This is a genomic window from Lachnoanaerobaculum sanguinis (assembly GCF_033242365.1).
Classification (GTDB): Bacteria; Bacillota; Clostridia; order Lachnospirales; family Lachnospiraceae; genus Lachnoanaerobaculum; species Lachnoanaerobaculum sanguinis.
This window is the reverse complement of the sequence record NZ_BTHK01000003.1, coordinates 68,777-83,785: the sequence shown is the minus strand read 5'-3', so window position 1 is coordinate 83,785 and position 15,009 is coordinate 68,777. Positions and strand designations below refer to the sequence as shown.

Below are 15,009 nucleotides of genomic sequence, written 5' to 3'. Positions count from 1 at the left end.
ACGCTTTTGCCGCTATACAGACAGCCGCCCCATGTGGTACAATCAAGGTACGGAATAGTGGGGCTGGCTGTCGGAAACGGAGGATTTTATGTTAAGACAGACCAACCAACAACCAATTACCGCCCTTTACCCAAGACTATCCCATGAGGACGAGCTGCAAGGCGAAAGCAATTCCATTTCCAATCAGAAGCGTATCCTTGAAACCTATGCAAAGCAGAACGGCTTTTCCAATCTGCGCTGGTACACGGACGACGGTTATTCTGGTGCGAACTTTCAAAGACCCGGTTTTCAAGCCATGCTTGCGGACATTGAAGCCGGAAAAGTCGGGACAGTTATCGTAAAGGATATGTCGAGGTTAGGGCGAAACTACCTGCAAGTGGGAATGTACACGGAAATGATTTTCCCACAGAAAGGTGTCCGCTTCATCGCTATCAATGACGGAGTGGACAGCGCACAGGGCGACAATGACTTTGCCCCGCTGCGGAATATCTTTAACGAATGGCTGGTGAGAGATACGAGCAAGAAAATCAAAGCAGTAAAACGCTCAAAAGGCATGAATGGCAAGCCCATCACAAGCAAGCCTGTGTATGGCTACCTCATGGACGAGGATGAAAATTTCATTATTGACGAGGAAGCTGCACCCGTAGTCAAGCAGATATACAACCTCTGTCTTGCCGGGAATGGTCCGACCAAGATAGCCCGTATGCTCACAGAGCAGCAAATCCCCACGCCGGGAACGCTTGAATACCGCAGGACGGGCAGCACCCGCCGCTACCACCCCGGCTATGAGTGCAAGTGGGCGACCAATACCGTAGTGCATATCCTTGAAAACCGGGAATACACAGGCTGTCTGGTAAATTTCAAGACAGAAAAACTTTCTTACAAAGTCAAGCACAGTGTAGAAAATCCCCCGGAAAAGCAAGTGATTTTCGAGAACCACCACGAGCCTATCATAGACACCCAAACATGGGAACGGGTGCAGGAGCTTCGCAAACAGCGCAAACGCCCAAACCGCTATGATGAAGTGGGTTTGTTCTCCGGCATACTGTTCTGTGCGGACTGCGGCAGCGTGATGTATCAGCAGCGATACCAGACGGACAAGCGCAAGCAGGACTGTTATATCTGCGGCAACTACAAGAAACGCACCCATGACTGTACGGCGCACTTTATCCGCACCGACCTCTTGACCGCTGGTGTACTCTCCAATCTGCGGAAAGTGACCAGCTATGCGGCAAAGCATGAAGCCCGGTTTATGAAACTCTTGATTGAGCAGAACGAGGACGGGGGCAAACGCAGGAACGCCGCCAAGAAAAAGGAACTGGAAGCCTCCGAGAAACGCATAGCCGAGTTATCCGCTATCTTCAAGCGGCTGTATGAGGACAGCGTGACCGGGCGCATATCAGACGAGCGTTTCACAGAGCTGTCGGCAGACTATGAAGCAGAGCAACGGGAGCTGAAAGAAAGAGCCGCTGCTATTCAAGCGGAGCTTTCCAAAGCACAGGAAGCCACCGTGAACGCAGAAAAGTTTATGAATGTTGTCCGGCGGCATACCAGCTTTGAAGAACTTACCCCTACTCTGCTGCGGGAGTTTGTAGAGAAAATCGTTGTGCATGAGTGCAGCTATGACGAGAACAAGACCCGCAGACAGGACATTGAGATTTATTATTCTTTTGTTGGCAAGGTGGACTTGCCCGAATAACCGCCCGACCTATCCGACACAATGCGCAAGTGCCGGATAGGAACGGCAAAATTTTTTACACTTCTATTACTTCTTTATCGCACATCAGTAAAATCCCAAGGCATTAAGCAGCTTATGGCAGGGGGAGGCATTGCCCTTATCGGATTAAAACTAATTCCGCTTCTTGCCAATGTGATTAAGTAAAAGGAGAGAGTATGTTTGAGATATTAGACAAGATAGAAGAATTTTTCAGAGAGCTTCTACTGGGCAGTATCCAAGCAAACTTAGAGTCTATGTTCCTTGATCTAAACGATAAGGTTGAGTCAGTGGCAACAGATGTAGGACAAACGCCAATGGGCTGGAATAGTGATGTGTTTCAATTCATTAAAAGCATTAACGATACCGTCATTATTCCGATAGCCGGGCTAATCATAACAGCAATCCTATGTATTGAACTTATCAACATGGTTATGCAGAAAAATAATATGCAGGATACCGATACCTTTGAGTTTTTCAAATACATTATCAAGATGTGGATTGCTGTTTGGTTAGTATCTCATTCCTTTGAGTTTTCCATGGCAGTCTTTGATGTGGCTCAAAACATGGTCAATAAGGCAGCGGGAGTTATCAATACAACTGCTGTTGTTTCAGGAGATGAAATTATCGCTATGGTGGATTCCATAAAGGGAAAAACCTTAGGAGAGCTTATAACGATTCTTTTTGAAATCTCCTTAATCAAAGTTGCCATGCAGGCAATCTCTATCTTAGTTATGGTTATTGTCTACGGAAGAATGTTTGAAATCTATGTTTATGCTTCTGTTTCGGCGATTCCCTTTGCCACTATGGGAAATAAGGAATGGGGACAGATTGGAACGAACTACATTAAAGGCTTGTTTGCCCTGGGACTACAAGGACTCTTTATCATGGTTTGCCTTGGAATATACGCAGTATTGGTAAAAACGATAGAAATTACGGATATGCACAAAAGCATGATGATGATTCTTTGCTATGCGGTTTTATTGGGACTCATGATGTTAAAGAGCGGAACATTAGCAAAGAGTGTATTAAATGCACATTAGGAAAGAGAGGGAAGAAGATGAACAAAAGAAAAACAGGATTTTTAGTAGGAACAATGGTTTTAGCAAGTTGGGCAGCTATCAAATGGCTTAGCCTAAATCAAAGACTGGAAGATTTAGAGGAGGTGAATGAGAGTCTGATTGCTTCTCAAAATAATCTCCAGCTAACGCAGGAAAGACAGAATAGAAGGACAGAAGGGGATATTGCAAGAATTCAGGAAGAAATTGGAGCAGTATATGAGCATATGGAAGAATTATCCAAGGAAAGAGAAGAGAGGATCTAAGCCATGGCGTATGTACCGATTCCAAAGGATTTAAAGAGAGTGAAAACAAAAGTTGCCTTTAATCTTACAAAAAGACAGCTTATCGGCTTTTCCATTGCAGGATTGTTGGGCTTTTCAGCTTATATCTTTGTACGGAAACTGGTGCCAAATGATATTGCCGTCCTGTTTTTGATTACCGCTACCCTTCCAGTATTTTTTATTACGCTTTTTGAAAAAGATGGCTTGGTTTTCGAACAGTATTTTAAGCTCATATATCTTCATAAGTTTTATCAACCGGGGAAAAGAGTGAGAAAGGAGGTTTACCTTGCAGAACAAAAGAAGATTGCAAACAATCATGTTAAAGAAAAACAAAAGGGTATTAAAAAGAAGGCTACAGGAGAAAGACTACAGTAAGCTGACAGTTTCTAAGGAGAGCAAAGGATTTTTAAAGTTGGTTCTTAAGAAAGAGCCAAAGCGTTATACCGTAGAAGATACATTGCCCTATATCAGACTTCTAAAAAATGGCATTTGCCAGCTTGATGAAAGGCATTTTAGTAAGACTGTTTCCTTTCAGGATATTAACTACCAGCTTGCCTTAGATGAGGACAGAGATTTGATTTTTAATCAGTTTTTAGGGATAGAGGTGGTTTTATTTGTCTAAAATATCGAATAGTATAAAGTAATATAACGTTAAGAAAATTGTCGTGGTCACATTATTGCGAACTGTTTACAATATTAGATTTAGATAAATATAGCTTTTATGAAAAAGAAACTATGTTTATAAAAAAAATACAATTGCATCACGTTATATTCCAAATAAAGAATAATTAATTGCACATGTAGAAGCTGTCGTAAATGAGTGGCATAATTTGAAAAAATAATAATTTATAGAAAAACTATAAGAGCCTTTTTATGTTAAGGAGAAGCCAATCAATGAACAGAATATCAACAGAAAAATTATATAATCCCATATACGATTCTCTTTCCATATCTGAGAAACAAGAATTATTAAATAATCTTGCCGGTACCTATGATTTGGAAATACTTTGTTTTAAAGAATTTGCAGCTTTTAATAAATCTACATATACAGCAGAGTTTAGATCAAAAGATGGTATAGAATTTATATTTGTTCCCGGTGAGAGTGTTAAGCTGGGAATTGACTTTAAAGGTAAAAAGCTTTCTGAAATTTTTAATGAAGAAAATTTATATTATCTCGCATACTCATTTATAGATGAGGATGAAGATGACAGTCAGGATTCTATTACAGAGAAGATCAAAGAAAAGCTTGAAGATGATGAATTTATATCAACAATAGAAGACTATCTTAATAACAATTTCAGTAAGGAGGAGACAATTTTAATACATCCTCTATTAGTCCAAAAGGACTATAGTGAAACCTGTTGGAAGGATATTTTGGATGAGGAACTTAAAGAAAACAAAGAATGGCAAACAATGATTGAAAATGCCGAACAGAAGGGCATATCTGAAATAACAGTTCATAAGAGTATTTGTCTATATAAAGAAAATGAAAGTTGGCATGGTAAAGTTTATAGAGAATCTAAATTTAAGGAACTTTTACAAGATATAACAGATAATGATTATTTTCTTCCGACAAAAAGAGAGTGGGAGTATTTGGCAGGTAAGGGCTGTAGAACTATCTTTCCTTGGGGCAATAATATGGATTTTTCTATGAAGCTTAGACATATAGAGTTTATGGATGATGACGAAGAGTATTCCTTGGAGAAAGAAAACTTCTTTGGACTTTATATAGCGGATGATCCATATTGCAGAGAGATTGTATATGATGATGGAGTGTTTTCATATAAAGGTGGAGATGGAGGCCGAAATATATGTGGAGGAATGGGGCCTGTATGGGGATATTTCCCGGTTTCACTATATTTTGAAGAAAAAGATGAAGAGATAGGCGAGTATATAAATGGGGGCTATGACTTTTTTAGAAGAGTTATAAGGATTATGAAAAGGTAGAGGCAATATCGTACAAGTATATAAAGCTTAATAGCATAGAAGATTATAATATTGACGATATGTTATATATGCCATATAATTAAACGAAGAAATAAAACTTGCAAAAGATAGAAGAAAAGATTACATAGAAAGGATAAGTGGAAAATGAGAACGTTTGATGATATGTTGAATGAACAGCTTAAAGATATAAATTTCAGAAAAGAGTACGAAGATATACAACCGGAAATGGATGTTATAAGGGCTATTGTTGATGCCAGAACGGCACAAGGAATCCAACGGTAAGTCTTTTGAAAAGATTGGCTGAAGGAATGGGAATGGAACTTAGGATACAATTTATTCCTAAAAATAATATTTCCGTGTAATGGTATTAAGGCGTTGCAAAAATCTTGATATCAGAGAAGGAAATCAATTTATGAAGACAATTATAAAAGAGTTATTGTACTTATTTTTGATATTAATTGTACAAATGTTGGTTTTTATGTATTTTATAAAACGAGGATGGACTATAGAAGAACTGGTATCCGACGATGCCTTTATAATATTTTGGAGGGCATATGCGGTATGCAGGATATTTGTTCATATAATAAGAATAAAATATGGTAAAAACAAAAAAGATAAAAAAGTACAATAGCTGTTAAAATCACATTATATAAAAGTATTCACTCTATGTAAAAACATAGGGTGTTTTTCTTTGCAAAGTTTTCGTGTTAATTTCTTTAACATATTTTATACTAATTTTCGCAGTGTCATATCCCTTCTAATATGCTATACTATGAAGATATAAAAACACTTAGGAGGTTATGATGGACGTTGCTTTTCCACATTTAGGGATTTATATAAAACATTTGGTAAATCATATTGATGTATTTGGATTCAGTATTGCTTTTTATGGCATAATAATAGGGCTTGGAATGCTTGCAGGTATCAATATTGCCTGTGCAGATGCAAAAAGAAGAGGACAAAATCCTGATATATATTTGGATTTTGCCATGTATGCGATAGTTTTTTCAATAATAGGTGCAAGAATCTACTATGTAGTATTCGAGTGGGATATGTATAAAAATGACCTGCTTCAAATATTAAATCTTCGTGGTGGAGGACTTGCCATATACGGTGGCGTAATAGCTGCTGTAATTACACTTACAGTATACTGCAAAGTAAAAAAACAGTCGTTTTTTTCAATGGCTGACACCGGAGTTTTGGGACTTATACTAGGACAGGCGATAGGGAGATGGGGGAATTTTTTTAATGCCGAGGCATTTGGAGGATATACAGACTCACTTTTTGCACTAAGGTATAAGCTTGATATAGTCGGTGCCGGAATGTTAAATGATGATGTATTAAACCATGTAACAGAGATTGACGGGATAAAGTATATCCAGGTTCACCCTACTTTCCTGTATGAGAGCTGCTGGAATTTGATGGTACTTGCTTTTATGTTGTGGTACAGAAAGAGAAAGAAATTTGACGGCGAGGTATTCTTTATCTATCTTGGAGGATACGGTCTTGGAAGAATGATAATAGAAAGTCTTAGAATAGACAGCCTGCTTTTGCCAAATACCAATATCGCCGTATCACAATTATTGGCAGGGCTTTGTTTTGTGGTTTCTATAGTGTGTATAACAGTTGGAAGAAAGAGAGTAAAGAATGCGACTAAATAAATTTCTGGCAAGTATAGGTGTCTGCTCCAGAAGAGAAGCGGACAAAGCTATAGAGGCCGGCAGAGTTATGATAAACGGACAGGTGGTAGAACTTGGAGCTACAGTGGGTGATGAGGACTTTGTAAGCTTTGACGGCAGATATATAGGTATGGGCAAGGATGTAGAGAAGATAAAGCCTATAATAATAGCATTTAATAAGCCTGAGGGACTGGTATGTACCACATCGGATAATGACGGTGCAATGAATGTAGTGGATTATATAGGAATGAAGGAGAGAATATATCCCGTAGGAAGACTTGATAAGGATTCAAGCGGATTGTTGCTTTTGACAAATCAGGGTAGTCTTACAAATTCCCTTTTAAGAGCTGCAAACTATCACGAAAAAGAATATATAGTAAAAGTAAATAAGGATATAGATGATGCCTTTATAAATAAAATGGCAAACGGGATATATCTGTATGAGTTAAAGACTAAGACAAGAAAATGTAAGGTAAAAAAGCTGAATAAAAACACTTTCAGTATCGTTTTGACTCAAGGTCTAAACAGACAGATAAGACGAATGTGTCTTGCCTGTGGGATGAAAGTTCAAAAGCTGAACAGAGTAAGAATAGTAAATATAAAGCTTGACGGACTTGCAGTAGGTGATTACAGAAACCTAAGTGATGAGGAAGTAAAGAAATTATACAAGGAACTTGGGATAAGGGAAAATGGATAAGAAAAAGAGAATTAAGGAACTGGTTGAAATACTTAATAAGGCTGCAAAAAGCTACTATGTGGATGCAGTTGAGATAATGCCAAATATAGAATATGACAAACTCTATGATGAGCTTTTAGAATTGGAAAAAGAAACGAATGTGGTTTTATCTAATTCACCTACTCAGAATGTAGGCTATGAAATAGCAGGTGAACTTCCAAAGAAAGCCCATGAAAGCCCTATGCTTTCACTGGATAAGACTAAAAGTGTGGAAGATCTTAGAGAATGGCTGGGTGATAATAAAGCATTACTCTCATGGAAGATGGACGGACTTACTATAGTATTGACCTACAGAGACGGTGAACTGGCGGAGGCCGTTACAAGAGGTAACGGAACTATAGGAGAGGTCATTACAAATAATGCCAAAAATTTCCAAAATATACCTCTAAAGATAGAGTTTAAGGGTGAGTTGATACTTAGAGGTGAGGCGATTATAAAATATTCCGACTTTAAGAGAATAAATGATGCCATAGAGGATGCAGCTGCCAAGTATAAGAATCCGAGAAATCTTTGCTCGGGTTCTGTAAGACAGCTTAATCCTGCCGTTACAAAGTCAAGGATGGTATATTGTAATATTTTCAATGTGGTAAAAGCCGACGGCATAGACTTTGAAAACTCAAAGGCAAAGCAGTTTGAATGGGTAAAAAATGAAGGCTTTGATGTAGTGGAATATAAATTCACAGACAGCAAAAGCATTGCAGATGATATAGCCGAGTTTGAGTCAAAGATAGAGAGCAATGATATTCCTTCAGACGGATTGGTACTTTTACTTGATGATATCGCACTTGGAGAGAGACTTGGAAGTACTTCAAAATTCCCGAGAAATGCTATGGCATTTAAATGGAGTGATGAAAGACAGGTAACAAGACTTAAATATATTGAGTGGAGTCCGTCAAGAACAGGACTTATAAATCCGGTGGCTGTATTTGAGCCTGTAGAACTTGAGGGAACTACAGTTTCAAGAGCCAGCCTTCACAATGTAAGTATATTTGAAGATTTGATGCTTGGAGTCGGTGATGAAATTTCCGTATATAAGGCCAATATGATAATTCCACAGGTATATGAGAATCTTACAAAATCAAATACTGAAAAAGTTCCCGATACCTGCCCTGCGTGTGGAAGCCATGCAACTATAAAGCAGGACAATGAGTCCAAGGTACTTTTATGTACAAATCCGGACTGTCAGATAAAGCATATAAAGCAGTATGCTCTTATGGCATCCAGAGATGCATTAAATATTGACGGGCTTTCAGAGTCCACATTGGAGAAATTCCTTTCAAAGGGCTTTATAAAAAACGACAGTGATATATTTAAGCTTGACAGATATAAAGATGAGATTGTAAATATGGAGGGCTTCGGAAAGAGAAGTTATGAGAAGCTTATGGCGGCACTTGAAGAGGCAAAACATACAAATGTGGCAAGATTTTTATATTCACTGGGAATCAACGGAATAGGAAGTGCCAATGCCAAGATGATTGCAAAGTATTTCGACAATGATATCGACAAAATCATTACTGCAGGAAAAGATGAGCTGCTTGAAATAGAGGGAATCGGTGAAGTGTTGGCAAATTCCATAGTTGAGTTCTTTAAGGATTCTAAGAATATAGAAAATGTAAAGAGCCTTAGAGAGATTCTAATATTTGAAGCGGAAGAGTCTGCCGGAAGTGATTCATTTGACGGAAAAGTTTTTGTAATCACAGGCTCACTTGAACATTTTACAAACAGAAATGAGTTGAAAGAGTTAATAGAAAAGAATGGAGGAAAGGTATCCGGAAGTGTATCAAGCAAGACAAACTTCCTGATAAATAATGATACCGCATCAAATTCTTCTAAAAATAAAAAGGCTAAAGAACTGGGAGTTGAGATAATCTCGGAAGAGGATTTCTTAAAACTTTTAGAAGGATAATATGTTTATTTGTAGACAGCTTTGTCTACCGGAAAAGAGGTAATATGCCGATAAAAATACAAAAAGGACTACCTGCAAAAGCAATACTTGAATCTGAGAATATATTTGTAATGGATGAGGAGAGGGCTATAGCCCAAGATATTCGTCCATTGCAGATATTGATACTTAATCTGATGCCTATAAAGGAGGATACCGAGACACAGATTCTCAGAGCGTTATCAAATACTCCGTTGCAGGTGGACTGTTCATTTTTGATGATGAAAAGTCATCATTCAAAGAATACAAGTCAAAGTCATCTGAATAAGTTTTATACATTTTTTGAAGATATAAAGAATGATAAATATGACGGTATGATAATTACCGGTGCGCCTGTGGAACTTATGGATTACGATAAGGTGAATTATTGGAGTGAGCTTTGTGAAATAATGGAATGGTCAAAGACTCATGTAACATCCACTCTGCATATTTGCTGGGCGGCACAGGCCGGGCTTTATTATCATTTCGGAATACCAAAATATGAGAGAAAAGAAAAGCTGGCAGGAGTGTTCGTGCATGAGATTTTAAAGAAAAAAGTTCCTTTGGTCAGAAGCATGGATGATTTTGTAAACTGCCCACATTCAAGAAATACGGAAGTTAAATTGGAAGATGTATTAAAACATCCTGAGCTTCAGGTTTTGGCCAAGTCTGACGAAGCCGGAGTACTCCTTGTGCTTAATGAGTATGGCAGCGGATCTCAAGTTTTTATACAGGGACATCCCGAGTATGACAGAATGACTCTCGGTAATGAGTATCACAGAGATGTGGCCAAGGGTTTGAATCCTTCATTGCCGAAGAACTATTTCAGTGACAACGATCCTTTTTCAAGACCTGTATTAAGCTGGAGAAATTTTTCCAATACACTATACGGAAACTGGCTGAATTTCTACGTATATCAGAACACACCGTATGAGCTTTCCAACAATTTTGATTGGGTAATTTAAATCCCGAAAGGTGTCAAAATATTTTTTGAATACAAGATTATTTTGAGTAAATAAGTTCAAAAAATATGGATTTTATGATAGAATTGAGCTATATAATTTAAAGGAGTATGTTTATGAGCGGAAAATATGTTGCCTATGTGGGATCTTATTCATATACAGGAAAAGCAAAGGGAATTACAATATATGATGTGGATACAAAGAAGGGCTGTTTTGTCAAAAAAGATGAAGTGGATGTAGACAACTCTTCCTATGTCATCAAATCAAGAGACCAGAAGACATTGTATTCAATTGCTGATGAAGGAATCGTTTCATTCAGAATTTTGCCTGACGGAGGTCTTGAAAGATTAAACTCTGTAAAGATAAACGGAATGAGAGGTTGTCATCTTTCAACAGATGTAAATGATAAATTTATATTTGTATCCGGATATCATGACGGAAAAATCACAGTTTTAAAGCTCCATAAGGACGGAAGTGTGGGAAAGATAGTGGATGAAGTTTATCACAAAGGACTCGGTTCCATAGCGGAGAGAAATTTCAGACCTCATGTAAGCTGTACAAGAACAACTCCTGACGGACATTTTGTTATGGCTGCCGACCTTGGAATAGATCAGGTGAAAATATATCATTTTGACAATAAAGATGAGAGACTCTCCCTTGTTGATATGATTCCATGCGATATAAATTCCGCACCGAGATTTTTTGAATTTTCAAGGGACGGAAAGTTTCTATACCTGATGTATGAGATGAAAAATGTGGTGGATGTATTTACTTATGAAGCTAAGCCGGGTTGCAGGATGCCTCAGATTGAGAAGATTCAAACAGTTCCTACAACAGGAAGCAATAAGCTGTCGGAACTTACAGCCGCAACCACATTGACACTTAATGCCGATGAGAAATTCCTGTTTACAACAAATGCAGGTGACAATTCGGTATGTCTGTATGAGAGAGATGCCGAGACAGGACTTTTAAAAGAGAAGATGTGTCTTCCAATAAGCGGTGAGTATCCGAAGGATGTGGCAATTTTCCCTGATAATCATCATATTGCATCCATAAATCATGAGAGCGGAAGTATTACATTCTTTAAGATAGATTATTCAACAGGTCTGATTGTGATGTGCTCAAATATAATAAGAGTTAATCAGCCTAATTGCTGTGTCATAGTGGAGGTATAATGGCAGGTTCAAGTTTTGGAAAAAGCTTTGTAGTTACAACTTTTGGAGAGTCACATGGAGTAGCTTTGGGTGCTATAGTGGACGGTGTGCCGGCAGGTATAGAATTAAGTGAAGAGGATATCCAAAAGTTTCTGGACAGAAGAAAACCGGGACAGAGTACTGTTACCACATCCAGAAATGAAAACGACAAATGTCGTATTTATTCCGGAGTGTTTGGCGGTAAAACAACAGGTACACCTATTATGGTGATGCTTGAAAATCAGTCTCAAAGGTCACAGGACTACGATGAACTGGCTATTACTTACAGACCGGGACATGCAGACTTTTCATTTGATTCAAAGTACGGTTTCAGAGATTACCGTGGTGGAGGAAGAAGCTCGGGCAGAGAAACAATAGGCAGAGTAATAGGAGGTGCCATAGCCATAAAGGCACTTGAAATGCTGGGTATCAAGGTACAGGCATTTACTCAAAGCATCGGAAATGTATATGCCGAAAAGTTTAATCTTGAAGAGTGCAGTGAAAATGATGTATATATGCCGGATAATGAAGCTGCCGGTCAGGCAATAGAGCTTATAAAAAGAGCCAAGGAAGAGAAAGATTCTTTGGGCGGTATCATAGGATGTATAGCTACAGGTGTAATGCCGGGACTTGGAGAACCTGTATTTGATAAGCTTGATGCAAGACTTTCTGCAGCTGTTATGAGTATAGGTGCTATAAAGGGAGTGGAGTTCGGTGCAGGCTTTCATGTAAGTACTATGAAGGGCTCACAAAATAATGATCCTTTCTTTGTAGATGAGGATGATACCGGACTTCATATCAGAAAAAAGACAAATATGTCAGGCGGTATACTTGGAGGAATCAGTGACGGTTCTCCTATAATTATCAATGCGGCAGTAAAGCCCACACCATCTATTACAAGAGAGCAGGAAACTGTGAATGCGATAAATGAAGAGGTGGAACTTGAGATAAAGGGCAGACATGACCCAGTTATAGTTCCAAGAGCTGTAGTGGTGGTAGAGAGCATGGTTGCAATTACCTTGTTTGATATGGTACTTGAGAATATGAAATCCAAAATGGATAATGTTTTGAAGGTTTACAAAAATTAAATATAAATATGAGTATAGGGGCTTTTAATTCACGATGGATTTGTGGATTTAAAAGCCTTGTTTTTAAGGAGATACTATGAAGTGGTATGACAGTGCGGTGTTTTATCATATCTATCCTATCGGAATGACAGGAGCACCGAGAACAAATTCATTTGAAATAAGCGAGCACAGATTAAATAAGCTTATACCTTGGATAGGTCATATAAAAAAGCTTGGTTGCAATGCGATATATATCGGGCCGCTATTTGAGTCTGTAGGACATGGTTATGAGACTGTAGACTATAAAAAGCTTGATTCAAGACTTGGAGACAATGAGGACTTAAAGGCCTTTATAAATACCTGTCATGAAAATGATATAAAAGTTATAGTGGACGGTGTATTCAATCATGTAGGCAGAGAATTCTTTGCATTTAAGGATGTAAAAGAGAAAAGAGAAAACAGTGCATACAAGGACTGGTTTAAAAACCTGCATTTTGATTGGAATAATGATTATAATGACGGATTATATTATGACAGCTGGGACGGGCACGGTACTCTTGTAAATCTTAATCATCAAAATCCGGCAGTAAGAGAGTATATGCTGGATGTGGTAAGATTTTGGATAAGTGAATTTAATATAGACGGTATAAGACTTGATGCTGCAGATGTACTTGACTTTAACTTTATGAGTGAGCTGAGGTCTGTGACGGATTCTTGCAAGCAGGATTTTTGGCTTATGGGTGAAGTGATTCACGGAGATTACACCAGATGGGTAAATGAAAATATGCTTCAGTCGGTAACCAATTATTGGTTGCACAAGGCTCTTTATTCAGGACACAATGATCACAACTACTTTGAGATAGCACATACCGTAAAGCGTTGTACAGATATGGGAATGCATATCGCCAATGCTTTTTATAACTTTGTTGACAATCATGATGTGGCAAGAATTTATACAAAGCTAAATAATAAGAATCATTTTGCACCTGTACATGTGCTTTTATATACATTGCCGGGAAAGCCGTCCATATACTATGGTTCTGAGTTTGCTATTGAGGGTGAGAAGAAACCTTATGCGGATGAAATACTTAGACCTGAGTTAAATTTTGAGGATTATAAGACTGCCTTAGAATCAAATGAAAATACCAAATTGATTGCAGCTTTGGGAAATATGAGAATTTCAAATCCATGGGTTGGAGAGGCAGGCTATAGAGAGCTTTTGCTTACAAACAGACAGTATGCATTTTTAAGAGAATATGGAGATAAAAGACTTGTTGCCATAGTAAATAATGATGACAATAATGCAGATATTCATTTAAATATTAACGGTGAATTTACAGAAATCTTTTCGGGAGAAAAAAGGAATTTCGACGGGAATATGCATGTGAATATCCCCGGAAATTCCGGACAGGTATGGATAGGGTAAAACCTATCCTATTTCTTTAATTTAAGATAATCAACTACTATCAAACCTATATCCAAAACAGACAAAAGAGAAAGTATTATCTGTGTTGTAATATATGCCTGCATAAATTCGAAATAACTGTAGTTGTTATCTGCATAATAATAAAGGAATATACGTGGTGCAATGTTATCCGCATTAAATATCAATATTAACAGTACAAGCAGTATTGCACCCTTGTAAGCTATATAGGTTATGCTGTTATCATCGTTTCTATTCATAAATAATTGTTCAAATGTATTCACAGTCCACTACTGAAAAATGTTAATCTACTCTATTACAGCAAAGATATCTGTCATTAGAACAATTCAGAATGACTTCCCACCCTATTTAACATCAGTACAAGTATCTCTTCACGAATTTCATATATAAGTAACCAATCCGGTTCTATATGACATTCTCTGGTATCTTTATAATTACCTGTAAGCTCGTGATCTCTATACTTTGCCGGCAATTGATTTCCGTCTGCTAAAATCTCAATTATCTCAAACAGTTTATCGATATTCTTATTTTGCTTTTTTGCAAGTTTCAAATCTCTTTTAAACTGAGTAGTAAATTTTATAGTGTACTTCATACATCCAAAGCATCTCTTAGTTCTTTAATGCTTTTATATCCTTTGACAGAATCGTCATTAAAGAGCTTGCGTCCTTCTTCAATAGCAGCCTTTGTATTATTGTTAGGTGTGTCAAGCTTCAGCTCAAACGGTATGCCGTTTTCTCTGACTGCTGTTCTCAAAAACATATTTATAGCTGTTGTCATATTGAGACCAAGTTGGTTGAAAATTTCTTCAGCCTGATCCTTTATATTTTTATCTGTTCTTATATTTAGATTTGTAGTCATACATCTACCTCCAATATCTAAAATATAGTTTAAAATTCGTGCAATGTCAATACATTGTAATAATAATAAACAGTTTATTATAAGCCATATTTATAAGTATATATTTTATATTGAAAACAGAATAAAAAACTTGATAGATACAATTG

The 15,009-nt window shown here is 37.6% G+C and carries 17 protein-coding genes and 1 pseudogene; 15 read left to right on the top strand and 3 right to left on the bottom strand.

The features are described from left to right. The first annotated feature begins 88 nt into the window (after nucleotides 1-88). The 15 genes and pseudogenes from SBH76_RS02775 to SBH76_RS02705 all read left to right on the top strand — a co-directional run bounded on the left by SBH76_RS02775 (nucleotide 89) and on the right by SBH76_RS02705 (nucleotide 13,987). The gene (locus SBH76_RS02775; protein WP_002569232.1) at nucleotides 89-1,699 is read left to right on the top strand and encodes a recombinase family protein; all 1,611 of its coding nucleotides are present in this window, start codon (nucleotides 89-91) and stop codon (nucleotides 1,697-1,699) included. Between the two features lie 21 nt (nucleotides 1,700-1,720). Next, complete coding sequence (locus tag SBH76_RS13900; protein ID WP_082749901.1) at nucleotides 1,721-1,882, top strand: Maff2 family mobile element protein; 162 nt, start codon at nucleotides 1,721-1,723, stop codon at nucleotides 1,880-1,882. An 11-nt stretch (nucleotides 1,883-1,893) separates the two neighbouring features. Next, nucleotides 1,894-2,757: a VirB6/TrbL-like conjugal transfer protein, CD1112 family gene (locus SBH76_RS02765; RefSeq protein WP_317976705.1), complete on the top strand. Its 864-nt coding sequence runs from the start codon at nucleotides 1,894-1,896 to the stop codon at nucleotides 2,755-2,757. A 17-nt stretch (nucleotides 2,758-2,774) separates the two neighbouring features. Then, nucleotides 2,775-3,038, top strand: coding sequence for a hypothetical protein (locus SBH76_RS02760; protein WP_315036687.1), 264 nt, complete (start codon nucleotides 2,775-2,777; stop codon nucleotides 3,036-3,038). Between the two features lie 3 nt (nucleotides 3,039-3,041). Next, nucleotides 3,042-3,431, top strand: coding sequence for a PrgI family protein (locus SBH76_RS02755; RefSeq protein ID WP_315036688.1), 390 nt, complete (start codon nucleotides 3,042-3,044; stop codon nucleotides 3,429-3,431). 31 nt (nucleotides 3,432-3,462) lie between these two features. Continuing rightward, nucleotides 3,463-3,648: pseudogene (locus SBH76_RS13895) on the top strand (conjugal transfer protein TraE); the annotation flags it as partial. Nucleotides 3,649-3,950: 302 nt separating this feature from the next. Next, a complete protein-coding gene (locus SBH76_RS02745; protein WP_315036689.1) occupies nucleotides 3,951-5,003 on the top strand; it encodes an exonuclease/endonuclease/phosphatase family protein in 1,053 nt (350 codons plus the stop codon). A 144-nt stretch (nucleotides 5,004-5,147) separates the two neighbouring features. Next, nucleotides 5,148-5,285, top strand: a complete 138-nt coding sequence (locus SBH76_RS13890; RefSeq protein WP_331619371.1) for a hypothetical protein — start codon at nucleotides 5,148-5,150, stop codon at nucleotides 5,283-5,285. Between the two features lie 521 nt (nucleotides 5,286-5,806). Beyond that, nucleotides 5,807-6,664 carry a prolipoprotein diacylglyceryl transferase gene (gene lgt, locus SBH76_RS02735; RefSeq protein ID WP_317976704.1) on the top strand — a complete coding sequence of 286 codons (858 nt, stop codon included), beginning with the start codon at nucleotides 5,807-5,809 and terminating at the stop codon, nucleotides 6,662-6,664. Beyond that, nucleotides 6,651-7,379 (top strand): pseudouridine synthase, encoded by a 729-nt coding sequence (locus SBH76_RS02730; RefSeq protein WP_317976703.1) that lies wholly within the window; start codon nucleotides 6,651-6,653, stop codon nucleotides 7,377-7,379. Before lgt ends, SBH76_RS02730 begins: the two co-directional genes overlap by 14 nt. Further along, nucleotides 7,372-9,324, top strand: coding sequence for an NAD-dependent DNA ligase LigA (gene ligA / locus SBH76_RS02725; protein WP_317976702.1), 1,953 nt, complete (start codon nucleotides 7,372-7,374; stop codon nucleotides 9,322-9,324). The genes SBH76_RS02730 and ligA overlap by 8 nt, the downstream gene beginning before the upstream one ends. Before the next feature lie 44 nt (nucleotides 9,325-9,368). Next, the gene (metA, locus tag SBH76_RS02720; protein ID WP_317976701.1) at nucleotides 9,369-10,304 is read left to right on the top strand and encodes a homoserine O-acetyltransferase MetA; all 936 of its coding nucleotides are present in this window, start codon (nucleotides 9,369-9,371) and stop codon (nucleotides 10,302-10,304) included. A gap of 113 nt (nucleotides 10,305-10,417) precedes the next feature. Further along, on the top strand, nucleotides 10,418-11,476 hold the full coding sequence (locus SBH76_RS02715; protein WP_315084879.1) for a lactonase family protein: 1,059 nt from the start codon (nucleotides 10,418-10,420) through the stop codon (nucleotides 11,474-11,476). Next, the gene (gene aroC, locus SBH76_RS02710) at nucleotides 11,476-12,582 is read left to right on the top strand and encodes a chorismate synthase (RefSeq protein ID WP_317976700.1); all 1,107 of its coding nucleotides are present in this window, start codon (nucleotides 11,476-11,478) and stop codon (nucleotides 12,580-12,582) included. The genes SBH76_RS02715 and aroC overlap by 1 nt, the downstream gene beginning before the upstream one ends. Before the next feature lie 76 nt (nucleotides 12,583-12,658). Beyond that, complete coding sequence (locus tag SBH76_RS02705) at nucleotides 12,659-13,987, top strand: alpha-amylase family glycosyl hydrolase (RefSeq protein WP_317976699.1); 1,329 nt, start codon at nucleotides 12,659-12,661, stop codon at nucleotides 13,985-13,987. An 8-nt stretch (nucleotides 13,988-13,995) separates the two neighbouring features. Here SBH76_RS02705 and SBH76_RS02700 read toward each other — a convergent pair whose 3' ends face one another. The 3 genes from SBH76_RS02700 to SBH76_RS02690 form a co-directional block, all read right to left on the bottom strand. Further along, nucleotides 13,996-14,244, bottom strand: coding sequence for a hypothetical protein (locus tag SBH76_RS02700; protein ID WP_317976698.1), 249 nt, complete (start codon nucleotides 14,242-14,244; stop codon nucleotides 13,996-13,998). Between the two features lie 77 nt (nucleotides 14,245-14,321). Continuing rightward, nucleotides 14,322-14,597 carry a type II toxin-antitoxin system YafQ family toxin gene (locus tag SBH76_RS02695; RefSeq protein ID WP_317976697.1) on the bottom strand — a complete coding sequence of 92 codons (276 nt, stop codon included), beginning with the start codon at nucleotides 14,595-14,597 and terminating at the stop codon, nucleotides 14,322-14,324. Continuing rightward, nucleotides 14,594-14,863: a type II toxin-antitoxin system RelB/DinJ family antitoxin gene (locus tag SBH76_RS02690; protein WP_288916060.1), complete on the bottom strand. Its 270-nt coding sequence runs from the start codon at nucleotides 14,861-14,863 to the stop codon at nucleotides 14,594-14,596. The genes SBH76_RS02695 and SBH76_RS02690 overlap by 4 nt, the downstream gene beginning before the upstream one ends. Nucleotides 14,864-15,009: the final 146 nt, after the last annotated feature.